The organism is Bacteroides sp. AF32-8BH (genome assembly GCF_003435205.1).
GTDB classification, from domain to species: Bacteria; Bacteroidota; Bacteroidia; order Bacteroidales; family Bacteroidaceae; genus Bacteroides; species Bacteroides ovatus.
Genome location: NZ_QVLZ01000013.1, coordinates 45,767 through 70,469 on the forward strand (window position 1 = coordinate 45,767; position 24,703 = coordinate 70,469).

The 24,703-nt window shown below is 40.3% G+C and carries 17 protein-coding genes and 1 pseudogene; 17 read left to right on the plus strand and 1 reads right to left on the minus strand.

Features of this window, described 5'->3' with window-relative positions:
* The first annotated feature begins 23 nt into the window (after positions 1–23).
* The 13 genes from DWZ47_RS11190 (at position 24) to DWZ47_RS11255 (ending at position 15,091) form a co-directional block, all read left to right on the plus strand.
* Positions 24–1,988 carry a PQQ-binding-like beta-propeller repeat protein gene (locus tag DWZ47_RS11190; protein ID WP_022199199.1) on the plus strand — a complete coding sequence of 655 codons (1,965 nt, stop codon included), beginning with the start codon at positions 24–26 and terminating at the stop codon, positions 1,986–1,988.
* 6 nt (positions 1,989–1,994) lie between these two features.
* A complete protein-coding gene (locus DWZ47_RS11195) occupies positions 1,995–2,876 on the plus strand; it encodes a sugar phosphate isomerase/epimerase family protein (RefSeq protein WP_004310806.1) in 882 nt (293 codons plus the stop codon).
* 1 nt (position 2,877) lies between these two features.
* Positions 2,878–3,936 (plus strand): MBL fold metallo-hydrolase, encoded by a 1,059-nt coding sequence (locus tag DWZ47_RS11200; RefSeq protein ID WP_004319543.1) that lies wholly within the window; start codon positions 2,878–2,880, stop codon positions 3,934–3,936.
* A gap of 20 nt (positions 3,937–3,956) precedes the next feature.
* Positions 3,957–4,856 carry a glycerophosphodiester phosphodiesterase family protein gene (locus tag DWZ47_RS11205; protein ID WP_004305975.1) on the plus strand — a complete coding sequence of 300 codons (900 nt, stop codon included), beginning with the start codon at positions 3,957–3,959 and terminating at the stop codon, positions 4,854–4,856.
* Positions 4,857–4,868: 12 nt separating this feature from the next.
* Positions 4,869–6,236: an MFS transporter gene (locus DWZ47_RS11210; protein ID WP_004310809.1), complete on the plus strand. Its 1,368-nt coding sequence runs from the start codon at positions 4,869–4,871 to the stop codon at positions 6,234–6,236.
* Between the two features lie 206 nt (positions 6,237–6,442).
* Entirely contained in the window at positions 6,443–7,099 is a 657-nt protein-coding gene (locus DWZ47_RS11220) for a DUF2490 domain-containing protein (RefSeq protein WP_022199201.1), read from the plus strand.
* Positions 7,100–7,405: 306 nt separating this feature from the next.
* On the plus strand, positions 7,406–9,310 hold the full coding sequence (locus DWZ47_RS11225; protein WP_117513197.1) for a fimbrillin family protein: 1,905 nt from the start codon (positions 7,406–7,408) through the stop codon (positions 9,308–9,310).
* Between the two features lie 73 nt (positions 9,311–9,383).
* Positions 9,384–9,875, plus strand: coding sequence for a PaaI family thioesterase (locus DWZ47_RS11230; protein WP_004296910.1), 492 nt, complete (start codon positions 9,384–9,386; stop codon positions 9,873–9,875).
* Between the two features lie 258 nt (positions 9,876–10,133).
* Entirely contained in the window at positions 10,134–10,985 is an 852-nt protein-coding gene (hisG, locus tag DWZ47_RS11235; protein ID WP_004296908.1) for an ATP phosphoribosyltransferase, read from the plus strand.
* A gap of 41 nt (positions 10,986–11,026) precedes the next feature.
* On the plus strand, positions 11,027–12,316 hold the full coding sequence (hisD, locus tag DWZ47_RS11240; RefSeq protein ID WP_008648347.1) for a histidinol dehydrogenase: 1,290 nt from the start codon (positions 11,027–11,029) through the stop codon (positions 12,314–12,316).
* Positions 12,276–13,373: a histidinol-phosphate transaminase gene (gene hisC, locus DWZ47_RS11245; RefSeq protein WP_008648343.1), complete on the plus strand. Its 1,098-nt coding sequence runs from the start codon at positions 12,276–12,278 to the stop codon at positions 13,371–13,373. The genes hisD and hisC overlap by 41 nt, the downstream gene beginning before the upstream one ends.
* Positions 13,374–13,376: 3 nt before the next feature.
* Positions 13,377–14,501: a bifunctional histidinol-phosphatase/imidazoleglycerol-phosphate dehydratase HisB gene (hisB, locus tag DWZ47_RS11250; RefSeq protein WP_117513172.1), complete on the plus strand. Its 1,125-nt coding sequence runs from the start codon at positions 13,377–13,379 to the stop codon at positions 14,499–14,501.
* Between the two features lie 29 nt (positions 14,502–14,530).
* Positions 14,531–15,091 (plus strand): dual specificity protein phosphatase family protein, encoded by a 561-nt coding sequence (locus tag DWZ47_RS11255; RefSeq protein ID WP_032852123.1) that lies wholly within the window; start codon positions 14,531–14,533, stop codon positions 15,089–15,091.
* 117 nt (positions 15,092–15,208) lie between these two features.
* On the opposite strand, the gene DWZ47_RS11260 is transcribed toward DWZ47_RS11255, so the two are convergent.
* On the minus strand, positions 15,209–17,134 hold the full coding sequence (locus DWZ47_RS11260; RefSeq protein WP_004296903.1) for an NAD(+) synthase: 1,926 nt from the start codon (positions 17,132–17,134) through the stop codon (positions 15,209–15,211).
* Between the two features lie 766 nt (positions 17,135–17,900).
* Between DWZ47_RS11260 and DWZ47_RS11265 the strand changes: the two are divergent.
* From DWZ47_RS11265 to DWZ47_RS11280, 4 genes and pseudogenes are all read left to right on the plus strand, one after another.
* A pseudogene (locus DWZ47_RS11265) lies at positions 17,901–20,713 on the plus strand (SusC/RagA family TonB-linked outer membrane protein).
* Between the two features lie 12 nt (positions 20,714–20,725).
* A complete protein-coding gene (locus tag DWZ47_RS11270) occupies positions 20,726–22,246 on the plus strand; it encodes a RagB/SusD family nutrient uptake outer membrane protein (RefSeq protein ID WP_004305990.1) in 1,521 nt (506 codons plus the stop codon).
* 25 nt (positions 22,247–22,271) lie between these two features.
* On the plus strand, positions 22,272–23,162 hold the full coding sequence (locus tag DWZ47_RS11275) for a DUF4984 domain-containing protein (protein WP_004305993.1): 891 nt from the start codon (positions 22,272–22,274) through the stop codon (positions 23,160–23,162).
* Positions 23,163–23,181: 19 nt separating this feature from the next.
* The gene (locus DWZ47_RS11280; RefSeq protein WP_008648330.1) at positions 23,182–24,699 is read left to right on the plus strand and encodes a DUF5003 domain-containing protein; all 1,518 of its coding nucleotides are present in this window, start codon (positions 23,182–23,184) and stop codon (positions 24,697–24,699) included.
* Positions 24,700–24,703 lie beyond the last annotated feature (4 nt).

Here is a 24,703-nt window from a genome sequence, read left to right on the forward strand (position 1 = left end):
ATTAAACTAAAAGAAATCAAACGATGAAAAAAATACTATATAGCTTGTTGTTTATTTTCACGGTAGTCTTTACTGCTTGTGAAGAAGATCTGCCAAAGGCAAGTTTCGATTTATATGAACTGAAGTCACTAACGGCAACAGCCGGAGATATGAATGTGACTCTTTCCTGGGAAGCATACGAGAATGCCCGTCCGAATGAATATTTGATTCTTTGGACTTCCGGATCATCAGAAGCGGAAGGAGGCGAGATGACTGTGGATGCAAAAACAATGACTGCCACTATCAATAATCTGGTGAACGATGTTGCTTACACTTTTTCTGTGCAACCTCGTTATGCGGGAGGATTGGCCAGTAAAACTACTGCTGCCTGTACACCGAAGAATGCAAGATATCCGATTTCTGATCTGACGGCAGCAGCCGGCAATGAAAGAGTGCGTTTGAGATGGACGAAACCTGCGAGTGAACGTTTCACTCGCTATCAGGTTACCGTGAATCCCGGTAATCAGATTATCAATCTGGATGATACTTCATTGGAAGAATACATCGTTGATGGTTTGACTAACGATCAGGAATATACATTCAATGTAGTCTGTGTTTATCCTACAGGCAATTCTATTGCGGTGGAAACTTCTGCTACTCCCGGATTGATCTATCCTATTCTCGCTAGTACGGAACTGGTTGTGTGGGAGCCTTCTACCTTTGCTTATAACGATATGTATTTCATGGCTGGTGAAGTGAAATCGGTAAGTTGGGATTTTGGTGATGGTACGACATCGGGAGAAAACAATCCGGTGCATGCTTTTACTACTACCGGTACTTATACAGTGGCTGTAACGGTGACTTATGTTAATAATACCACCGAGTCGGGCAGTCTGACTGTCACGGTCGGCAATTATAAATGGAATTCTGTCGATTTGAACTTCGGTGGACTTACCGGATATGTAAAGACCTCCAATCCGGTGTTCTCTCCGGATGGAAAAACAATGTATATCCCGACATCTACTCCTGCGGGTCATTTATTTGCTATTGACGTAGTGAGCGGTGAATTCAAGTGGGTGTTTGCTATCAGTCAGATAACTTATGGCGGAGGTGCGTTGGTGGCTCCTGATGGTACAATCTATCAGTGTGTAAGAAATGCCACTATTAATAATGTATATGCTATTAATCCGAACGGAACTCAAAAGTGGGCAGTAAAATTGGATGCTGCGATAGGAGCTTTCCCTGCATTGTCGGCCGATGGTGTTCTTTACTGTCTCACCAATAAGAGTACGTTGTATGCGCTGGATGCATCCAGTGGTGCTATTAAATGGCAACAATCGCTTGACGGAGCAACCGGTAGTGCTGTGGCTATTGATAAAGCCGGAAATGTTTATGCAGGTACAAGTGCAGCCATTTATTCTTTTAAATCGAATAAAGAGCAGAATTGGAAATTGGAAGAAGTGAATGTGACAGAACAGGCTACGTTTGCTTTGAAGGATCAGGTACTTTATGCGACTTTGAAAAACGGAGGACTCGTTGCTGTTGATATGACAAACGGAACAAAGAAATGGACGTATCCGACTACAAAAGGAGATGCTTATTTCCCGATTGCTGATAAAAATGGCAATGTCTATTTTACTGAAAAAGGATCGCAGACTGTTCATGCAGTAAATGCCAGCGGATCTAAAATCTGGGAGAAAAATGTGGGTAACAATTTGAACTACAGTGGAGGTGCTTTGAGTACGGATGGTATTCTTTATATAGGTACCCAATCGAATAACAAAGTGCTGGGACTTGACATCACTAATGGAAACATTGTTTTTGAAGAGACTGTGGGACAACAGGTCATGGCAGCTGTTAGCATTGGTCCGGACAGACGGCTTTATTGCGGAACGATCGGATCTAATAATATCGGTTCGATAAAGGCTTTTGCTGTCAATAAGACATTAGCAACAGACTCCTGGAGTATTCGTGGTGGTGATATTCAAGGTACAAACCGTCAAAAGTAAGCGATAATGAGAGTTCCTGTTTTTATCTTATTTATGGCGATGACAATGGGTTTATATGCACAGAAATATAAAGTAGGTACGACTACAGCTTTGTGGAAAGTACCTGCTTCCACAGACTTTTCTCAAGCCCGGTCTGTGGGGGTAGAGTATGTGGAAGTAGCATTTAACCAGTGTTATAGAGGAGTTCCGGCAGATGAAGTTGTTCCTCGTATCCGGGATATGAAAGCAAAAATTGATAGTGCCGGTATCAAGGTCTGGTCTATACATCTTCCTTTCTCACGCACGTTGGATATATCGGTGCTGGATGAAAAGAAAAGGAAAGAAAATGTAGATTTTATGGCGGAGATGATTGGACAGTGCGCTCAGTTTCAGCCGAAATGTTTGGTACTGCATCCTAGTTCCGAGCCTATTGCTGACAGTATTCGGGCACAAAGAATAACTAACGCTTCCAGGTCTATCGCTTATCTGAAAAAATATGCGGATCAAATAGGAGCACAGTTGTGCATCGAAAATCTGCCGAGAACTTGTCTGGGTAATACTCCTGAAGAGCTTTTGGAAATAATCAAAGATACTCCGGGTGTGAAGGTTTGTTTTGATACCAATCATTATACTAAAGGGACGACAGGGCATTTTGTAGAAACTGTTGGTGAACGTATAGGTACTATACACGCTTCGGACTTTGATTTTGTCAACGAGTGTCATTGGCTTCCTACACAAGGTGACATTCAATGGGGAAAGTTAATGCATGCACTCGAAGGAATCGGCTATGAAGGGGTTTTCATGTATGAAGCTACCAAAGACCATGAAAACGACAATACGCGTCCGACACCGGAACGGGTGGTTGAGACTTTCAATAAAATAATTAATGACTATAAAAATCAGAAATAAGATGGATATAATAAGAAAAATACAATATTTACTGTTTTGTCTTTTGGCAATAGGTTTTGTTGCTTGTGATGATGATGACAACAACAGTACCGAAACTGGTCATGAAGGAATTCTTACGCAATTGGCAGAGGAAGTAGATGCCACTGCACAACAGTTGTGGAGTTCTTCTCCTTTGATTGTCAATACCGGACGTACCACTACTTTGACCAAGATCCAGGGATATGCGGATAAGTGTAAAGATGATTATTTCATCAGTTATCTGAATGGCTTCGATCAGGCAAGTACGAGTATGGAAAAGTGTGATCCGATTATCTATTTTTATCGGAGTGCATTTGATCGTGTAATGGATGGAATTAAAAACTCAAAAGTAGAAAATGGTACGGCAGCGATCTGGTTACTCTATAATATGGGGTATGTGGTAAAAACTCCGTCAGGATGTTTTGCTATTGACATTTCTCATCGTTGGGCGAAAGAGCTGGCACCTTATATTGATTTTCTCTGTGTTACACACAAGCACTCCGATCATTATAGTAATGATCTTATCCAGGCTATGTTTGATTTAGGTAAACCGGTGTTATCCAACTATTTGAAAGACACGACATATCCTTATACTGCAAAGGGGGATAAAGATTATGAAATTGGAAAATTCAAGATTAAAACCTGTATCACTGACCATAACAATGCCGGGTTATCTAATTTTGTGACTGTGTTTTCGATCGATTGTGGGGAAGATACCGGTAATTTCGTTTTTATGCATGTAGGAGACTCTAACTATAAACCGGAACAATATACGAATCTGGCTTCTCATGTGAATGTTTTGATACCGCGTTATGCTCCCAATGCTCTGACCGAAAATAATATTCTGGGTTCAGGTGCGGGACAGGTGGAGCCCGATTATGTCTTGTTATCACATATCTTGGAACTGGCTCATGCAGGTGTTGATGAATCAAGATGGTCATTGGATATGGCACTCGAACGGGCTTCGAAGATTAACTGTGAACAGACTTATGTACCAATGTGGGGAGAAAAACTAGTCTGGAAAAACAATAAACTGAATTAAAATTCTTAATGCTTGAACTTATGAAACGGATATGTAACTTCATACTTCTTCTGTGTTTGGTGCAACTGGCTGTTGCTCAAAATAGAATAGCTGAAATCAGAGAAAATCTGCTGGGAAATCATCCAGATAAAATATTGGTTGTATCCCACCGGGCTGACTGGCGTAATGCCCCGGAAAACTCATTGCAAGGTATACAGAATTGCATTGATATGGGTGTCGATATGGTGGAGATCGATTTGAAACGAACCAAAGACGGACATTTAGTAGTGATGCATGATAAAACGATCAATCGTACCATGTCTGGAAAAGGACTGGTGGAAGATTATACATTGGCCGAATTGAAAGCAATGCGTCTTAAAAATGGAGTAGCTTGTAAGACAAGACATCAGATTCCTACATTGGAAGAAGTGATGTTGCTCTGCAAAGGTAAGATCATGGTAAATATTGATAAGGGGTATGATTATTTTCAGGAAGCTTATATTGTACTCGAAAAGACGGGAACGGTTGACCAGTGTGTTATCAAAGCCGGCCTTCCTTATGAACAAGTGAAAGCCGAAAACGGTGCTGTATTGGATAAAGTGATTTTTATGCCTATTGTACAGTTGCATAAAAAAGGAGCCGAAGCTATTATTGACAGTTACAAGACTCACATGAAGCCTGCTGCTTATGAGTTAGTGTTTGATAATGATAGTCCTGAGGTGCTTAACCTGATAAAAAAAGTGCGTGATACGGGTTCTAAGTTGTTTATAAACTCTCTTTGGCCCGAATTATGTGGTGGTCATGATGACGACCGTGCAGTAGAACTTCATCAACCGGATGAAAGCTGGGGATGGATCATTAATCAGGGAGCCAAATTAATTCAAACTGACCGTCCTGCCCTCTTATTGGAGTATCTGCGCAAAAAGAAACTTCACGACTAAATAGACTTTTTCATGTTGAAACAACTTATAAACTTTTACAAGGTCTCTTCACCGAGACCTTGTAACGGGGAAGCTTTGTCTTCATCCGGCTCACAACATCTTCATTCCGATGCCCGTCGTCTGAAATACCTGAAATGGTCTACTTTCCTTTCAGCCACTTTCGGTTACGGCATGTACTATGTTTGTCGTCTTAGCCTGAATGTCGTGAAGAAGCCCATCGTAGATGAAGGAATTTTCTCCGAAACGGAACTGGGAATTATCGGTTCGGTATTGTTCTTTACTTACGCCCTTGGAAAATTTACGAATGGTTTTCTGGCTGACCGTAGCAATATCAACCGCTTTATGACTACCGGTTTACTGGTAACTGCTTTAGTGAACTTGTGCCTGGGTTTTACCCATTCTTTTATTCTGTTTGCTCTCCTTTGGGGGATTAGTGGCTGGTTTCAGTCTATGGGTGCTGCTTCTTGTGTAGTGGGACTTTCCCGTTGGTTCACGGACAAAGAACGGGGTTCCTATTACGGGTTTTGGTCTGCCAGCCACAATATCGGTGAAGCGTTGACCTTCCTAATTGTTGCATCTATCGTTAGTGTATTGGGGTGGAGATACGGTTTCTTTGGTGCCGGTATTGTTGGTTTGCTTGGTGCTTTAATTGTGTGGAAGTTCTTCCATGACACTCCCGAGAGTCAGGGCTTTCCTCCTGTAAATGCTCCAAAACAGAAAGAGGAGATGAGTGTGGTGGAAACGACAGACTTTAATAAAGCCCAACGCCAGGTATTGATGATGCCTGCCATCTGGATACTGGCTCTTTCGAGTGCTTTTATGTATATCAGTCGCTATGCTATCAATAGCTGGGGTGTTTTTTATCTAGAAGCGCAAAAAGGATATTCCACGTTGGATGCCAGCTTCATTATTTCCATCTGTCCGGTCTGTGGTATCGTAGGTACCATATTTTCGGGTGTTATTTCTGACAAGTTATTTGGCGGTCGTCGAAATGTTCCCGCCCTGATTTTCGGATTGATGAATGTTCTTGCACTTAGCCTGTTCTTGTTGGTTCCCGGTGTACACTTTTGGATAGATGTGTTGGCTATGGTTCTTTTCGGTTTGGGTATCGGAGTTCTCATTTGTTTTCTGGGTGGCCTGATGGCAGTCGATATTGCTCCCCGTAATGCGTCGGGAGCAGCATTGGGGGTAGTCGGCATTGCCAGTTATATTGGGGCCGGATTACAGGATGTAATGAGTGGTGTTCTGATAGAGGGGCAAAAGACGGTTCAGAATGGAGTCGATGTTTATGATTTCACTTATATCAATTGGTTTTGGATAGGAGCGGCTTTATTGTCTGTATTTTTCGCTTTATTGGTGTGGAATGTGAAGCCGAAGTAATGATTTGAATAACAATGCTTTATAAAAAGGGACTTTTCCCTTTTAAACCAACGGGTCGTTTCTTTTAAAGGAACGACCTGTTTCACACCGAGAAACAACATGTTCCTTTTAATGAAACGCAAACAGTTTTTCAGTATTATTTCAGTATCATGCTTTTTCTTTGCCGGAGATAATTTGTTATCTTTGTAACTTTAACCCGAAAATCAATGAGTAGAATAATATTAAATACTAAGACTTGGCTATTATTTGTGCTGTTGTTTGGAATATCATTTTCTGCATGGGCACAAAGTGACGATTTTAATACATGGACTAAATTCAAGGTAAACCATAAGATAGATTCCCGGTTTTCAGTTTCAGGTGATTTGGAATTGCGCATGAAAGATGATGTGAGTAAATTGGATCGTTGGGGGCTGACTGTTGGCGGAAGTTACCGACCCTATTCATTTTTGAATCTGGGGGTTGGCTATGAAACCCATCTTCGGAATTTGGGTGACTCGGACTGGAAGTTCAGGCATCGCTATCATATAACTGCTACTGTCAGTTTTCGTTATCAATGGTTGAAAGTAGCTGTAAGGGAAAGATTTCAGCAGACTTTTGATCGTGGCAACTCTGAAACTCGTTTGCGTTCCCGCTTGAAATTATCTTATGCTCCTACAAAAGGAATTGTTTCTCCCTATTTCTCTGTTGAAATCTATCAGAGTTTGGATGACGTTTCTTTTTGGAGAGCCGATCGTATGCGTTATCGTCCCGGAGTAGAAATAGCTTTGGCCAAACGTTGGTCGTTGGATGCATTCTATTGTTATCAATATGCATCTTCGCAAGGCAGACACATTGCCGGAATAGAAGTGGGATATTCTTTCTGAAATTAGCAGGCTCTTAATATAATAATGTGAGAGTTTAATTCTTTGTTCCTGACTAGTCGTTTGTAACTTGTTGATTGTTTGCGTTATAGATGAAAATGTGAAATTTTCCTATAGAAACTATACTCCGACTTAATATAATTATATACTTTTGCTTTCAAGACATCAAAATGATATCTTGAAATTGATGATTCCTCAGTACAACAGACGTGTTGTTCAGTATCCCATAACCGAAAGCGAATACTTCCTCTTATGCTATTCTTTCTGTTCAATCAAAAGTTTCTATTGGAAAATTAAAAAATAAATATGATGAAACTATTTTATAACCTACAAAGGGGCGTGGGTTTACTTGTTTTTTGTACTATCTTGCTTAGTGCTTGTGTGAACCATATTTCGGAGAAAGAGGAGGATAGTGTTAATAATGGAGATATTCCATTGAAATTTATTGCCGATATTCGTGAATCAGTTGGTACCCGTATGGCAAATAATAACTTTGCTGAAGGGGATGAAGTCGGTCTGTTTGCTCTTGCCGGAACCACTACAATGCAAGAAGAACGTTATGTGGATAATCTTCATTTCATACGTTCATCCAATGGTGAGTTTGAATCTAACGAGTCGGTATACTATCCGGATGATGGAGTTACATTGAATTTAATCAGTTATTATCCTTATCAAAAGAGTGGCGTGGGGATAGGGGAGAGCACCATGCAGGTGGCGGTTTCAACGACTCAAAATATTCCTGACGATTATTCACATTCTGATTTCCTAATTGCTTCTAAAGAAGAGGTCTTAGCCAGTAAGGAGGCGGTCGCTCTGACCTATAATCATCAGTTTTTTCGTCTGAAAATTGTTCTTATTCCTGGAGAGGGGGAGAATTTGGAAGATATGTTATCCGTTAAGCCTACGCTTTCGGTGAGTGGCTTTTATACTAAAACAAGTTATGATTTTCAGAAAAAGACTTTCTCTGGTTATTCCGAAGAGAAAGATATTATTCCTGCAGGAGAATGGGAGATAAAAGACGGACGACTGATAGGAAAGGAATTTATTTTGATACCGCAGGAGGCGACTCCGGGATACCAATACATAACGTTGGAAGCTGCAGGAAAGCTATATATAAGCCCATTACCATCTACTTTACAATTAAAAAGTGGAAAGCAGCGCGAATTGGAAATAAAGTTTGTATCAGCCGAAGATGTATTAATGAGCAAAGTGAATGGGGAAATCGGAGATTGGGACGGAACCGAAATAGATCATACAGAATCAGTCACGCTTCATAAATACATAGATGTTTCGAAGTTAACTTTTGAAAAGTCGAATGTGTATAAAGTGTTACATTCGGGAAAGCAAGTAGCTGAAATATGTAAGGAGTATCTTGTTACTCCGGAATTTTCTTCGCAGGCAATCGTTGCCTATCCGATGAAAAAAGATGGTAGTGTGGACTTATCTCAAGGTGTTGTAGCACAGTTGCTAGGGAAATCCGGAAAAGTGAATGGAGGAAGCGTATCATGGAATATGGAAGATTACTCATTGGCCTATGTTGACGGAATTTTGCCGATTCGTAATAATGTATATGTGATGGCAAACGGAACCGTTTCTTTATCTGTTACGACAGCAGATGACGTACTATCTGTTTTGGCTTTGGAAGATATCGTTCGTGATGTACGTGGAGGAATCATTCATAATTATCCGTTAGTGAAGATTGGAACACAATATTGGATGCGGGATAATCTGGAGGCATCTTCGTATGTTGGCGGTGAAGCACTTCCCAGACTGGATGCAGTGACAGCGAATGTTGTCGGATATCTGCAATCTACTACGGAACACTATTTTTATACAGCTAATGTAGTACTTTCTAATAAAATTCTGCCTGCTCATTGGAGTATACCGGATTGGAAAGACTGGAACATTTTAAAAGACTATCTGAATGGAGAGGCTTCTTTGCTGAAATCAGGTACTTGGTTACCTTTGAAAGCGGGAGAACAGGTACAGCCTGCAACTAATTTATCCGGTTTTAATGGAATACCTGTAGGAATGTATGTGGGGGCTTTTCAAACTGATTACGAGAAAAAACATCTGGCATATTGGACACTGGATAATGCAAATGCCGCTATCGATATCAAGGTTTTCTATCTGAAAAGTGATACGGATATCATTGAAGAATCTAATGCAGGTGTTGATACAAAAGCCTTTGCCATTCGTTGCATCAGAAAGTAAATCGACGAAAAAGGCTTCTCTTTTCCATAAATTGCTTATATTTGGGAAGTAAAACTAACTAAAAGAGAGAACTATGAAGAAGATAATAAATCCCTGGAAAGGTTTGGAAGGGTACAACTGCTTTGGTTGTGCTTCCAATAATGAAGCCGGATTAAAAATGGAATTTTACGAAGATGGTGACGAAGTGGTAAGCATTTGGAAACCACGTCCCGAATATCAAGGCTGGATTGATACCTTGCATGGCGGTATTCAAGCTGTCTTGATGGATGAAATCTGTGCCTGGGTTATACTTCGTAAACTACAAACCACGGGGGTGACGTCGAAGATGGAAACTCGTTACCGAAAATCGATTGATACCAAAGATTCTCATATCGTATTACGCGCGTCTATTAAAGAGGTAAAGCGGAACATCGTTATTGTTGAAGCAAAGTTATATAATAAGGATGGAGAAGTCTGTACAGAATCAGTTTGTACTTACTTTACTTTCTCGAAAGAAAAGTCGAAAGATGAAATGCATTTTTCGAAATGTGATGTAGAATCGGAAGAGATATTACCATTAATTTGAAATAAAAACTTAAGTTTTTGTGATAAATGTTTGGTAGTATCAAACAAATACTTTACTTTTGTCGCAGTTAATAAAAGAAATATGAAATATACAGCTACACATCATCATCATCATTTTCCTAACGAATAATCGGTGGGCGTGGATGATATTGTGTATAACTATATAAACGATAACGAAGGCTTACCGAATGCGGTAAGCCTTTTTTGTTTTTCAACGCAGATTGTATTTGTAATTAATAATTGGTAATTAAATAAAGTCATGTTAAGAATCGCAGTACAAGCCAAAGGACGTCTCTTCGAAGAGACAATGGCACTTTTAGAAGAGTCAGATATCAAGTTAAGCACTACTAAACGTACCTTGTTGGTACAGTCTTCTAACTTTCCTATCGAAGTTCTATTTCTTCGTGATGATGATATTCCGCAAACGGTAGCTACCGGGGTAGCTGATTTGGGAATTGTTGGTGAGAACGAGTTTATGGAAAAGGAGGAAGATGCGGAAATTGTCAAACGTCTGGGATTCAGCAAATGTCGTCTGTCACTGGCTATGCCGAAGGATATTGAATATCCCGGTTTGTCATGGTTTGAAGGCAAGAAGATTGCTACCTCTTATCCGGTTATTCTTCGTAACTTCCTGAAAAAAAATAGCGTAAATGCCGAAATACATGTGATAACCGGTTCGGTAGAGGTGTCTCCGGGTATTGGATTGGCTGATGCCATTTTTGATATTGTAAGTTCCGGTTCTACTTTGGTCAGCAACCGCTTGAAAGAAGTGGAAGTTGTAATGAAGTCGGAAGCATTGTTGATTGGCAACAAGAACATGAGCGAAGAGAAAAAAGAAGTGCTCGAAGAATTGCTGTTCCGTATGAACGCAGTAAAAACAGCTGAAGATAAAAAATATGTATTGATGAATGCTCCAAAAGACAAACTGGAAGAAATCATAGCTGTATTGCCCGGTATGAAGAGTCCTACAGTGATGCCATTGGCACAGGAAGGCTGGTGTTCTGTTCATACAGTACTTGATGAAAAACGTTTTTGGGAAATTATCGGAAAATTGAAAGGACTGGGAGCAGAAGGTATTTTGGTACTGCCGATTGAAAAGATGATTGTATAAATAGATAGGAACGAAAATTCGTTCCTGATAAAATATGAACCATGAAATTGATTAAATATCCCTCAAAAGAGCAATGGACAGAACTTTTGAAACGTCCGGCACTAAATACGGAAAGTTTGTTCGATACTGTTCGTTCTATTATAAATAAGGTAAGGACAGAAGGCGATAAAGCAGTATTGGAATATGAGGCTGCTTTTGATAAAGTAACCTTGTCCGCACTTGCTGTGACTCCTGAAGAGGTTCAAGCCGCCGGGACATTAGTAAACGATGAACTAAAGGCTGCCATTTCTTTAGCTAAACAAAACATTGAAACATTCCACTCTTCCCAGCGTTTTGTCGGGAAGAAGGTAGAGACAATGAATGGGGTAACTTGCTGGCAAAAATCAGTGGGAATCGAAAAGGTCGGCTTATATATTCCGGGTGGAACAGCACCGCTTTTCTCAACTGTATTAATGTTGGCTGTTCCGGCTAAAATTGCAGGATGCAAGGAAATCGTACTTTGTACGCCTCCCGATAAAAATGGAAATATTCATCCGGCTATCCTTTTTGCTGCGCAACTGGCAGGTGTCAGCAAAATATTCAAGGCTGGTGGTGTGCAGGCTATTGCCGCTATGGCCTATGGAACGGAGAGTGTACCCAAAGTATATAAGATATTTGGCCCCGGCAATCAATATGTGACAGCTGCCAAACAGTTGGTAAGCCTGCGTGATGTAGCTATTGATATGCCTGCCGGTCCTTCAGAAGTGGAAGTCTTGGCTGATGCATCTGCCAATCCGGTTTTTGTAGCAGCAGATCTTTTGTCACAGGCAGAGCACGGAATAGATAGCCAGGCTATATTGATTACCACTTCCGAGAAACTTCAAACAGAGGTGATGGAAGAAGTGGAGCGTCAATTAGCAGAACTTCCCCGTCGTGAAATTGCGGCGAAATCACTGGAGAATAGTAAATTGATTTTAGTGAAGGATCTGGATGAAGCATTGGAACTGACTAACGCGTATGCTCCGGAACATCTAATCATAGAAACGGAGAACTATATGGAAGTGGCCGAACGTGTGATAAATGCAGGTTCTGTCTTCTTAGGTTCATTAACTCCCGAGAGTGCCGGCGACTATGCTTCCGGAACGAATCACACCCTGCCGACCAACGGTTATGCCAAAGCCTATAGTGGTGTAAGTCTGGATAGTTTTATCCGTAAGATTACATTTCAGGAAATTCTCCCGGAAGGAATAAAAGCTATCGGTCCTGCTATTGAAGAGATGGCGGCTAATGAACAGCTGGATGCACATAAAAATGCCGTCACAGTTCGTCTCAAAGCAATTCAAAATTTATAATTTAAAACTTAAAGAAGTGAAAACGTTACAAGAACTAACCCGACCGAATATCTGGAAATTAAAACCCTACTCTTCGGCACGAGATGAATATAAAGGAGTTACAGCCTCTGTTTTCCTGGATGCAAACGAAAACCCCTACAATACACCTCATAACCGCTATCCGGATCCTATGCAGTGCGAACTGAAGACGTTGTTGTCGAAAATCAAAAAAGTATCCCCCGAGCATATTTTTCTTGGAAACGGTAGCGATGAAGCCATCGACTTGGTTTTTCGTGCATTCTGCGAACCGGGAAAAGATAATGTCGTAGCCATCGACCCTACTTATGGTATGTATCAGGTTTGTGCCGATGTGAACAATGTGGAATATCGGAAAGTATTACTGGATGATGACTTCCAGTTCTCTGCCAATAAACTGCTGGCGGCTACCGACGAACACACTAAATTGATTTTCCTTTGCTCGCCTAATAACCCGACAGGTAATGATTTGCTTCGTTCTGAAATTGTAAAGGTACTTTGTCAGTTCGAAGGATTGGTGATGTTGGATGAGGCTTACAATGATTTTTCCCAGGCTCCGTCTTTCCTCGAAGAGCTGGATAAATATCCCAACCTTGTCGTATTCCAAACATTCTCCAAGGCTTGGGGATGTGCTGCAATTCGCTTGGGAATGGCTTTTGCTTCCAAAGAAATTATAGACATTCTTAGTAAAATCAAATATCCCTATAATGTCAATCAGTTGACTCAACAACAAGCTATTTCTATGTTGCATAAGCACTATGAGATAGAACGTTGGGTGAAAACGTTGAAGGAAGAGCGTGATTATCTGGAAGCGGAATTTGAAAAACTTCCATGTACCATTAAACTGTTCCCGTCCGATGCGAATTTCTTTTTGGCAAAAGTGACGGATGCCGTGAAAATCTATAATTATTTGGTAGGGGAAGGAATAATAGTGCGTAATCGCCATAACATTTCACTTTGCTGCAACTGTTTGCGTGTGACTGTCGGTACTCGTGTCGAAAATAATACCCTATTGGCAGCTCTTAAAAACTATCAAGGATAATTTATGAAGAAGAAAGTATTATTTATCGATAGAGATGGCACGTTGGTAATCGAACCTCCTGTAGATTACCAACTCGACTCATTGGAAAAACTGGAATTCTATCCGAAAGTATTCCGTAATTTGGGCTTTATCCGCAGTAAGCTCGATTTTGAATTTGTGATGGTCACTAACCAGGATGGATTGGGTACACCTTCTTTTCCGGAAGAAACATTCTGGCCTGCCCATAACTTGATGCTTAAAACATTGGAAGGGGAGGGGATTACTTTTGATGAGATTCTGATAGACCGTAGTTTTCCTGAAGATAATGCGCCCACCCGCAAACCGCGTACCGGAATGTTGACGAAGTATCTGGATAATCTGGAATACGATCTTGCCGGAAGTTTTGTAATAGGCGATCGTCCCACAGATGTGGAACTTGCCAAAAATCTGGGTTGCCGGGCAATTTATTTGCAAGACTCGACCGACGCTTTGAAAGAAAAAGGATTAGAAGAAGTCTGTGTTCTTGCAACTACTGACTGGGACCGGATAGCCGAATTCCTTTTTGCCGGAGAACGGAAAGCGGAAGTACGTCGTACTACAAAAGAAACAGATATTTATGTTGCTTTGAATCTTGATGGAAATGGAACTTGTGACATTTTTACCGGTCTTGGCTTTTTCGATCACATGCTTGAGCAGATTGGAAAACATTCTGGCATGGACTTGACCATTCGTGTAAAAGGAGATTTGGAAGTAGATGAACATCATACGATCGAAGATACCGCCATTGCATTGGGCGAATGTATCTATCAGGCTTTAGGTAGCAAACGAGGGATTGAACGTTATGGTTATGCCTTGCCGATGGATGATTGCCTTTGTCAGGTTTGTCTGGACTTCGGTGGTCGTCCTTGGCTGGTTTGGGATGCTGAATTCAAGCGTGAGAAGATAGGAGAGATGCCGACGGAAATGTTCCTTCATTTCTTTAAGTCACTTAGTGACGCGGCAAAGATGAATTTGAACATTAAAGCGGAAGGACAGAATGAACATCATAAGATAGAAGGAATTTTTAAAGCCCTTGCCCGTGCTTTGAAAATGGCAATTAAAAGAGATATCTATCATTTTGAACTTCCATCTAGTAAGGGTGTGCTTTAATGTTTTTTAGAATCATATCCATATTGCTTATGCAAAAGCAAATCCCACTATGCTTATTGGCGATAGTCTTATCCGTCTCTCTTTTCGGTCAAAATCTGAAAGCGGATAAGATTATTCTGTCTGATAGTGATTTGACAAATTTGTATCAAATAGATTCGGGCGTATATCGTTCGGAGCAACCTTCAAAAGAGGGCTTTAAAGCTTTAGAAAAGTATGGTATTGGAGAAGTACTTAATCTACGAAACAGACATAGTGATGATGACGAAGCAAAAGGAACAAGTATAAAACTTCACCGGGTAAAAACTAAAGCACATTCGATTAGTGAAAAGCAATTGATACAGGCATTACGCATTATTAAAAATCGTAAAGCGCCTATTGTTTTCCATTGTCACCACGGCTCTGACCGTACAGGGGCTGTTTGTGCGTTTTATCGTATCATTTTTCAGAATGTTTCAAAAGAAGATGCAATCCATGAAATGACTGAAGGAGGCTATGGCTTTCATCGAATTTATAAGAATATTATTAGAAGAATCAAGGAAGCAAATGTGGAGCAAATAAGAAAAGAAGTAATGGAAGGTGGAGAGTTATAATATGCCATATCTTTACCATCGCTCTGTCACAGCTGTGCCACCGTATTGTCACAACCATGCCATCATGCTGGCACAGTTGTGCCAATGCGGTGGCACAAGCCTATTGATAGGACGTCCTTACAAGGCCTCTATTTCTTTAAGCCACATGGCTGAACTGGCATCGCTCGGCATTCTCCAATCTCCTCTCGGGCTGATAGAAATACTTCCTACTTTAGGACCGTCCGGCAAGCAAGAACGCTTGAACTGTTGATTAAAGAAACGACGGAAGAAGGTAGAAAGCCATTTCTTGATGGTTTTTTCATCATACATATCTTTGAATGCAATATTTGCCAGATAGAATATCTTGGAAGGCCGGAAACCGAAACGTAAGAAATAATATAGGAAGAAGTCATGTAGTTCATAAGGACCCACCAAATCTTCTGTTTTCTGTTTAATTTCTCCGTTTTCATCTGCCGGAATCAGTTCTGGACTGATGGGAGTATCTACAATATCGAGTAAAGTCGCTTTCGAATTTTCATCCATGCCATTTACTGCCACCCATTGTACCAAGTATTTTACGAGAGTTTTAGGGACACTCGCATTCACTCCATACATGGACATATGATCGCCATTATATGTTGCCCATCCTAGTGCAAGTTCTGATAAATCTCCTGTACCAATAACCATTCCCCAAGTCTGGTTCGCCACATCCATCAATATTTGTGTACGTTCGCGTGCTTGAGAATTTTCGTATGTGACATCGTGTACATTAATATTATGGTCTATATCCTTAAAATGTTGAATGCAAGCATCTTTGATACTGATTTCGCGAATAGAGATACCCAGCGATTTCATTAGATCGATGGCATTATGATAAGTACGGTCGGTCGTTCCGAATCCTGGCATCGTAATGCCGAGAATATCCTTTCTGGACAATCCCAACTTATCAAAAGTCTTCACACATACAAGTAATGCCAATGTTGAATCCAACCCGCCAGAGATACCGATTACAGCAGTTTTAGCTCCTGTATGGACAAGCCTTTGTGCCAATCCCGCTACCTGTATGGAGAACACTTCTTCACAATGCTCATTTAGCTCTATTCCTTGCGGTACAAAAGGATGAGAATTAAACTTCCGGGTTAAGGTTAGCTCTTTGCTGTTGACAAATTCAGTCGCAATAGAAACCGCCTTTTTATCCCCTAAGTTTGCTTGATTAGCTGCAAAGGTTGTATTTATCCTGCGTTCTGCCCGGATACGTTCCACATCAATTTCGCTGATAATCAGCTGTTCTTTCATGCTGAAACGTTCGCTGTGTGCAAGCAGTGAACCGTTTTCATAAATGAACCCGTTACCGGCAAATACTACATCGGTAGTAGATTCTCCAAAGCCACAAGACGAGAATACATATCCGGCAATACAACGTGCAGATTGTTGGCTGATGAGAGAACAAAGATAATTATTCTTTCCAATACCTTCATTATCAGCAGACATATTGAAAAGAATTTCTGCACCTTGCAGTGCTAATGAAGAACTCGGAGGTATAGTAGACCAAAGGTCCTCGCATATCTCGATGCCAAAAGTCGTATCTGAAGTCTCAAAAAGCAGATTAGAACCTATCGGAACGATTTGTCCACAGAGACGTACATTATTTGTTGTCAACTGAAGCGCCGAGGTAAACCAACGTTGTTCGTAGAATTCTTTATAATTCGGGAGATAGGTTTTAGCGGTAACTCCTAACACTTTTCCTTTTTGAATCACTGCAGCTGCATTAATCACTGTCGAGTTGACCACCACAGGCATGCCAACAATAGAAATAATGTCTAATTGGCGGGTGTTATTCAGGATTTGCATCAGTCCCATTTCTGCTTCTTCCAGTAAAAGTTGTTGTCCGAATAAGTCACCGCAAGTATATCCGGTAATACTCATTTCCGGAAAAATAATGATCTGCACTCCTTTTCCTTCGGCTACTGCAATCAGACTTTCTATCTTCTCTACATTGAATTTGCAGTCGGCCACTTTTACGTGTGGCACAGCTGCGGCTACTTTTACAAATCCGTAGTTCATCTTATACCTTATTTATATATAATGGGTGCAAAAATAGGAAATAGTTTTGAATAATTATCTTTTCTGTGTTGAATCCTCTCAATAAGCTATTTGGTATGAGTTACGATATTGTTGTTTAAACAATTAAAACAGCTATTAAAATGAACGTTAATATTTAATTATCCTTGAAATATACTATGGATTTACTTCTTTAATGGACTATATGTACTTAAATATGTAGCAAAAAGACATTAGTGGAAATATGGTATAAAATATGCGACATATAGTTTCATTTATTTAAATATAATATATATCTTTGTAGACAAAATAAAACGATATTGAAGTACACCTAAACAGAACAAGTGATATTAGTGTTTAATTTATAACTTAAGAGAGCAGATGGTCAAACCTTTAATTCACACAGCAACAACACGAAAAGTCTATTTGGATATTTGGCGCAATATTAAGAATTTGCCAAGTTAGTCTATTCCTATTCTATATTTATAGATAATAATAGCCTATCCCGGGTCGGTGCAGAATATGCTTAAAACCGATTTTGGGGGAAGGGGTGTATTGTTATTTCCTACGCAAAGATAAGCGTATTCCTCATTGTAGATAAATCTATAAAAATAAATCAATTTCATTAATTTTAATTCAAGTATCAAAGATGAGAAAATCAATTCTCTTGTTTGTACTCTTTACTCTGACAAGTATCCCCCTGTTGCTTTTTGCGCAGGGTGGATATCAGGTAACCGGACATATTATCTCGGCGGAAGATAATCAGCCGATGATTGGTGTGTCTGTTCTGGAGAAGGGTACAACAAACGGAGTAATTACCGATATCAATGGTAATTACAGTATCACAGTGACGAAGTCTCCTGCTACTTTGCAGTTCTCTTATGTCGGTATGAAAACGATAGATAAGCAGGTGACTGCTTCTACTCGTATAAATTTGACAATGGAAAACGATGCACAGATGGTGGAAGAAGTGGTAGTTGTCGCGTATGGTGTACGTAAGAAAGGAACAATCGCAGGTTCTGTATCTACGGTAAAAGCTGAAAAGATGGAAGATGTTCCTGCTCCGAGTTTCGACCAGGCACTGCAAGGACAGGCGCCAGGATTAATGGTGCTTTCTGATTCTGGTGAACCCAGTAAGGCAGCCACTTTTCGTATTCGCGGAACAAATTCAATTAATTCGGGAAAAGATCCTCTTTTTATATTGGATGGAGTAGCTATTTCAAGTTCGGATTTCAATACAATTAGTCCTAATGATATTGAAAGTATTTCAGTATTAAAAGATGCTTCTTCTACTTCTATTTATGGGGCACGTGCTTCCAATGGTGTGGTCGTTATTACATCCAAGCGCGGGCGTATGGGGGAAGCGGCTAAGGTTACTTTCCGTACACAGCTCGGATTTTCTCAACTAGCCTCAAAAGATTGGGATCAGATGAATACGGATGAACGCATTCAATTTGAGAAAGAAGTTGGACTGGATAAAGGACAAGATTATGAAAAGTTGAGTAAGACAAATATCAACTGGCTGGATAAAGTGTACAATGACACTGCCCCTTTGCAGAATTACGAGTTATCTGTAAACGGAGGCACGGAGAAATTGAATTATTATGTTTCAGGAAGTTATTACGATCAAGATGGCATTGCAGTAGGGTCTACATTCGAACGTGTCGGTTTTCGCGCCAATGTAGAGGCAAAAGCTAATAAATGGTTGAAGATAGGAACAAATTCAATGTTTGCCTATCAGGAAGTTGAACAGAGTGATGATGGAGAGTATGCGTTATGGGCTCCTATTTCCGCGTCTTTTTTATGTTGCCTTACTGGAACCCTTATAAGGAAGATGGAAGTCTGGCACTTCAGGATGACGGGAGTTGGAAGGGAACGACAGAAAATCCGTTGGCATGGATGGCAAATAATCCGTTGTCGAATAAGAAATACAAACTTTTATCCACTTTTTATGCCGAGGTTACTCCGGTAAAGAATCTGACAATCCGTTCACAGCTAAGTGCTGATTATGGTCATACTACCTCTTTTTATCAAAGTTTCCCCAGTTACAAGCCAAATAATAATTATGGAGGTGCGCAGCGTAGCTCGTTTGATATGCTTAACCTGATGATTACAAATACGGCAAACTACCGTTTTATGTTGAATGATGTTCATTCATTCAATTTTATGGTTGGTCAGGAAGGTGAAAACTATCATTATGAAGGTTTCCAGTTAACTACTCGGGGACAGACAAATGATATTTTGACAAACTTAGCTTCAGGCTCAACTGCTTCATCATGGTCAGATCCTGTCACAGAATATTCTTTTCTCTCTTTCTTTGCCCGGGGCGAATACAATTATGATGACCGTTACTATGCTGATTTCTCGATTCGTGGGGATGGATCTTCACGTTTTGGTACCGATAACCATTGGGGAGCTTTCTGGTCAGTCGGTTTTATGTGGAACCTTCGTAAGGAGAAGTTCATGCAAAAATATGATTGGCTTACTAATGCGCAAATTGCGGTTAATACAGGTACATCCGGTAATTCTTCTATTAATAACTATGAGCATCTGGCTTTAGTTTCCGGTGGATATAAGTATGATAACGAATCAGGTATTGCAATTTCCCAGTTAGGAAATGAAGAATTGAGTTGGGAGTCTACATGGGCTACTAATGTGGCGTTGCATTTAGGTTTTATTGATCGTATCAATTTGGATGTGGAGTTTTATAATAAGAAAACGACCAATATGTTGATGGCGGTTCCTATTTCTTATACATCTACCGGTTTTGGGACCCGTTGGGATAATGTGGGAGCCATGCGGAATCGTGGTGTAGAAATTAATGTCGGCGCAGATGTACTCCGCATCAAAGACTTTAAATGGAATGTGAGTGCCAATGTATCCTATAATAAAAATGAAATAACCGAGCTCTATAATGGGGTGACAGAATATGTAGCTTCCGATACCGGTAGAATGGTTGCGGTAGGTCATCCGTTAGGAGAATTTTATCTGAACCGTTATGCGGGAGTTAATCCGATTAATGGAGATGCTTTATGGTATACCAAAGACGGTGAAATTACTACGGAATATAATGAAAGCGACAAGGTGATGCTGGGCAAAACACATGAAGCTCCCTGGCAAGGTGGTTTTGGTACTACACTTTCCTGGAAGGGATTTTCACTTTCCGCACAGTTCACATGGGTGGCTGATCGCTGGATGCTTAACAACGACAGAGTCTTTCAGGAGAGTAACGGACTGTTCAGTGCCTATAACCAGTCAAAACGTATGCTTTACGACCGATGGAAAAAACCGGGAGATGTGACTGATATTCCCCGTTATGGAGTAACTCCCCAACTGGATTCACGATTCCTTGAAGATGCATCTTTCCTGCGTCTAAAGAATTTGATGCTCAGCTATACGTTCCCACAGAAATGGTTGAAGCGGACTAGCTTTTTGAATAGTGCCCGTATTTATGCGCAGGGACAGAATTTGTTGACATTTACAAATTTCACGGGTATGGATCCGGAGTCTACGTCCAATGTGTATAAGGCCCAATATCCGATGTCACGTCAGTTCACATTCGGACTGGAAGTTTCATTCTAAAATAAATCAGTGATGATAAGAAAAATAAAATTATATATAGCTTTGGTTGCGGTATTGCTTTCGGCATCTTCCTGTCTTGACAAATATCCGCAAGATGCTATTCCGCAAGATGATGCTATTAAAACAGTGAGCGATGTGCGTCAAGCTTTGATCGGTATTTATGCGCAGTTTAAAAACAGCAGCCTATATAGCGGTTACTTGACCTTGTTGCCTGATATTCAGGCAGATCAGGTGTACGCTGTTAAAGGATATACGAATGTCTATGGTGATGTATGGCGTAATGAGATATTAGCTATCAATAAACAGGTGGAATATGTGTATGGTGGTTTGTATGCCGTTATCGGACGTTGTAATTTCGTTCTTGATAACATGGCTGCCGTAGAAGCGGCTACTTCCGATGACGAACAACTGGATAAGTTGGATAACTACAAGGGACATATTTATTTTGCCCGTGCGCTGGCTTATTCGGAACTGCTGAAGTGTTTCTGTAAAGCTTATGACAGTGATGAAGAGGCTGCCAATGAACTGGGAGTTGTATTACAGTCCAGTTACGTTAATCCGGGACCTGTAAAACGTGCTTCTTTAAAAGATTCCTATCAGTTTGTTTTGGATGATTTGGCTAAAGCTGCCGAATATCTGGCTGCGGATGATGATGATACTGCGGTTATCTATAATTCTGCATATTTCACGGTTGGTACAGTCAATGCTTTGTATGCTCGTATGTACCTGTATATGCAGAAGTGGGAGAAGGCCGTTGAGTATGCCACTAAAGTGATAGATAGTAAGAAGTATGCATTAGCTGATGCTACAAAGAACAGTTATTCGGTTACTTACAATGATTTTGCGTATATGTGGCAGTATGATAATTCTACTGAAATCATCTGGAAAGTAATGTTTGAGGTAAATTCCTATGGAGGCGCATTGGGTACCGTATTCCTCAATTATGATTATACATCTTATAAACCGGATTATGTACCGGCTAAATGGGTATTGGATGCCTATGCTAATGCTGATTTACGCTACAATGCCTATTTTGGTTCGGTAACAACCGGCTTCTCCCATGCGTTAACCTGGCCGCTTTTGATCAAATATATGGGTAATCAGGATTTTATAAGCCAAAGAGTATTATGTGTTTCCATGCCGAAGCCGTTTCGGTTGGCAGAGCAATATTTAATTCGTGCAGAGGCTTATTGCCGGATGGGAACAGCTTATTATGGAAAAGCCGGAATTGATATTTCTACTTTACGTATGGCTCGTTATTCTTCCTACGGTGGTTCTACCACACTAACAGAAGAGAACTGGTTTAAGACTGTCAGTGAAGAACGTATGAAAGAACTCTTTATGGAAGGTTTCCGCCTTAATGACTTGAAACGTTGGCATGAGGGATTTGAACGTAAAGAACAAACCTCGACTGTCTCTCCGGGCAATACGCTGAAGTTGGAGAAAGACGATCCGCGTTTTGTATGGCCTATCCCGCAACATGAGTTGGATGCTCCAGGTGTGGATTTAATGCCTAATGAAAGCAATAAATAATGTATAAAGATAATATAGAGAAACAATGAAACTATTAATAACAGGAATAGTAGCACTGATAACGCTGGCTGTCGGATTCTGGGGATGTAATGATCTCTCCCGAACGACTTACAGCGGTTCCGACTACGTGATGTTCTCCGATACATTATCTATGTATCCGGTGCAGGACAGCGAGAAATGGTTTGAAATTCCGGTAGTAGCTACAAATATATGCGATTATGACCGTTCTTTTGGCGTAGAAGTAGACGATAAGGCTAGTAATGCAATTGAAAAAAAGCAATATGTGGTTGAATCAAATACGGTAACCATTAAAGCAGGGGAACGGGTAGCAAAGTTCCGGATGAAAGGTGTTTATGAGAATATAGGTAAAACCGACTCTTTATCGGTTACGTTCAATTTGCTTGCGAAAGATGAAAATATATGGGATTTGTACGGTACACGTACTCGTGTTCAAATGCAAAAAGCATGTCCTTTCGAACTTAGTACATTTGAAGGCTATTGTCTATTGACTTCTTCTTTCTTTAGTGCATATATGACGAATACAGAACATCGATTATTACAAGCGGAAAGAGACAAGGCTGAAGATAATACTATCATATTACATGATTTCTTCTATAAGAATTATGATCTTAAAATTAAGTATGATCCTTCCGATCCGTTAAAACCATTTGTAGAGTTTGATGAACAAATTATAGGTAGTACAGCAGAAGCTTTCGGAACTATTTATGGCAATGGAAAACTAATGTGTGATCAGCCTGTAGCATACGATTCTTATTACAATGTATGCCAGAAATTTGTAATCCTATATACAACTATTTATGTGGTGGGTAAAGGTACGGTAGGTACTTATGTGAATATTTTGGAGTGGATTAGTGATGAAGAAGCGGAGCAGTATAAAAAAGAGGAAGGACTCTAAACTATAATCGGAAATAAATATGAAAGATATAATAAAATATTATTTGCAATTGATTGTGTTGGCGTTCTGTCTCTTCACGTCTGCTTGTAGTGATGATGATGAGACTGCAACACCTGTGTTCCCGGATTTACAGAAAATAGAATGTGAAGTCGGGGATGTCAAGACGCTGACTTTTAAAGCTATTGATAACTGGATATTGACTTCTTCGTCGTTGTGGTGCTATTTTGAACAGGAGGGTGAACAGACCTTCACTTGTTCAGGTGGTGCTGGCGAACAGACTGTCACCATTCATATTAGTGATGATGCTACGGAACTGATGAAATCCTATAAGGCGGAACTGACAATGACGATGGCGGGAAGTCGGCAGGTAATAGCAGAAGTAACGCGTCTGTCTATTGGTTATGAAGTTCGGGCTTTCAATGCGGATAAATCTGTAATGTATACAGAGGAAAATCCCTTTGTGATCAATTTCGATGGAACTGACATATTAGTGTTGGATGCCAATGAAGATTGGGTGTTGAAAGATAAACCTGAATGGATGGAGTTCAATCGCAGTAGCGAAGTTATATCCGGTAGGGCAGGAGATAATGTCAAGATGACCCCGCAGATGATAACGCAATATAAAAAGAATGAAATTACCGGCTTTTTGACAACTGAAAGTAGAAGTGGAGCCATTGCAAAAGTTCCTGTGAAGTATGAAGGCATCCCTGCTGATAGGATTATTGGTACTCTGACAGGTAATATAGAGGCTTCGGCTGATGGAGAAAGTTATACTGTAGGGAATGATAGCTATGATTCGGAAGGAGTTCCTGTGACGGTAATGGCTAAGAATGATGAATATACTTTGGTTTGTGTAGAATATCTGGAAGAACGGAATATGATGTGGGAGTATGAATACACCTATAAAATAATAGAAGGTGGTTCTGATCGTTGGCTTTGGGTAGATAATGATAAAAAAGGGAGTCTCAAAATAGCCGTAAGCCGGAATTCTTCGGAAAAAAGAAATGCCTATGTCTTAGCATTTCCTAATAGTGTATATGCTGAAATTAAGGACCAATTGTCCGATCTTGTTTTGCTTAAAACGGGTATTCCGCAAGCCTATGATGAAAATATTATAGCTAATGTGCTGCAAGCGGAAGATGCGAGTGCTTCTATGGGATTTGTGTTGAAGAATGGTGATGGTGGAGCATTGACCAATGTGACATTAACTTCTTATGCAGATAATGTTGGAGAAGAGCAAGCGATGGAGAAATATGGTACGAAGAATGTATGGATTGCATCATTGCCGTTGGGAATTAGTTTTGATCCTTTAATAATTGCTCCAAAAGGAATCACAATGACACATTATTTAATGGCTGTCAATTTCATAGATGGCTATAAATGGAATGGCATAGAAAAAGAAGAACCTTTTGTGGATGTGACTATTCATGGAATTGGTCCCGATGTAAATGGTGAAAAGGATATGGAATTGTCATTTATGGATTCTAGTGGAGAAGTTTATGCTGTATTAATAATATCCAAACGATATGAAGATTAATAGA

Coding starts and splice junctions, on each gene's coding strand:
- DWZ47_RS11190 (WP_022199199.1), top strand. CDS start 24: ATGAAAAAAATACTATATAGCTTGTTGTTTATTTTCACGGTAGTCTTT.
- DWZ47_RS11195 (WP_004310806.1), top strand. CDS start 1,995: ATGAGAGTTCCTGTTTTTATCTTATTTATGGCGATGACAATGGGTTTA.
- DWZ47_RS11200 (WP_004319543.1), top strand. CDS start 2,878: ATGGATATAATAAGAAAAATACAATATTTACTGTTTTGTCTTTTGGCA.
- DWZ47_RS11205 (WP_004305975.1), top strand. CDS start 3,957: ATGAAACGGATATGTAACTTCATACTTCTTCTGTGTTTGGTGCAACTG.
- DWZ47_RS11210 (WP_004310809.1), top strand. CDS start 4,869: ATGTTGAAACAACTTATAAACTTTTACAAGGTCTCTTCACCGAGACCT.
- DWZ47_RS11220 (WP_022199201.1), top strand. CDS start 6,443: ATGAGTAGAATAATATTAAATACTAAGACTTGGCTATTATTTGTGCTG.
- DWZ47_RS11225 (WP_117513197.1), top strand. CDS start 7,406: ATGAAACTATTTTATAACCTACAAAGGGGCGTGGGTTTACTTGTTTTT.
- DWZ47_RS11230 (WP_004296910.1), top strand. CDS start 9,384: ATGAAGAAGATAATAAATCCCTGGAAAGGTTTGGAAGGGTACAACTGC.
- hisG (WP_004296908.1), top strand. CDS start 10,134: ATGTTAAGAATCGCAGTACAAGCCAAAGGACGTCTCTTCGAAGAGACA.
- hisD (WP_008648347.1), top strand. CDS start 11,027: ATGAAATTGATTAAATATCCCTCAAAAGAGCAATGGACAGAACTTTTG.
- hisC (WP_008648343.1), top strand. CDS start 12,276: ATGCCGTCACAGTTCGTCTCAAAGCAATTCAAAATTTATAATTTAAAA.
- hisB (WP_117513172.1), top strand. CDS start 13,377: ATGAAGAAGAAAGTATTATTTATCGATAGAGATGGCACGTTGGTAATC.
- DWZ47_RS11255 (WP_032852123.1), top strand. CDS start 14,531: ATGCAAAAGCAAATCCCACTATGCTTATTGGCGATAGTCTTATCCGTC.
- DWZ47_RS11260 (WP_004296903.1), bottom strand. CDS start 17,134: ATGAACTACGGATTTGTAAAAGTAGCCGCAGCTGTGCCACACGTAAAA.
- DWZ47_RS11270 (WP_004305990.1), top strand. CDS start 20,726: ATGATAAGAAAAATAAAATTATATATAGCTTTGGTTGCGGTATTGCTT.
- DWZ47_RS11275 (WP_004305993.1), top strand. CDS start 22,272: ATGAAACTATTAATAACAGGAATAGTAGCACTGATAACGCTGGCTGTC.
- DWZ47_RS11280 (WP_008648330.1), top strand. CDS start 23,182: ATGAAAGATATAATAAAATATTATTTGCAATTGATTGTGTTGGCGTTC.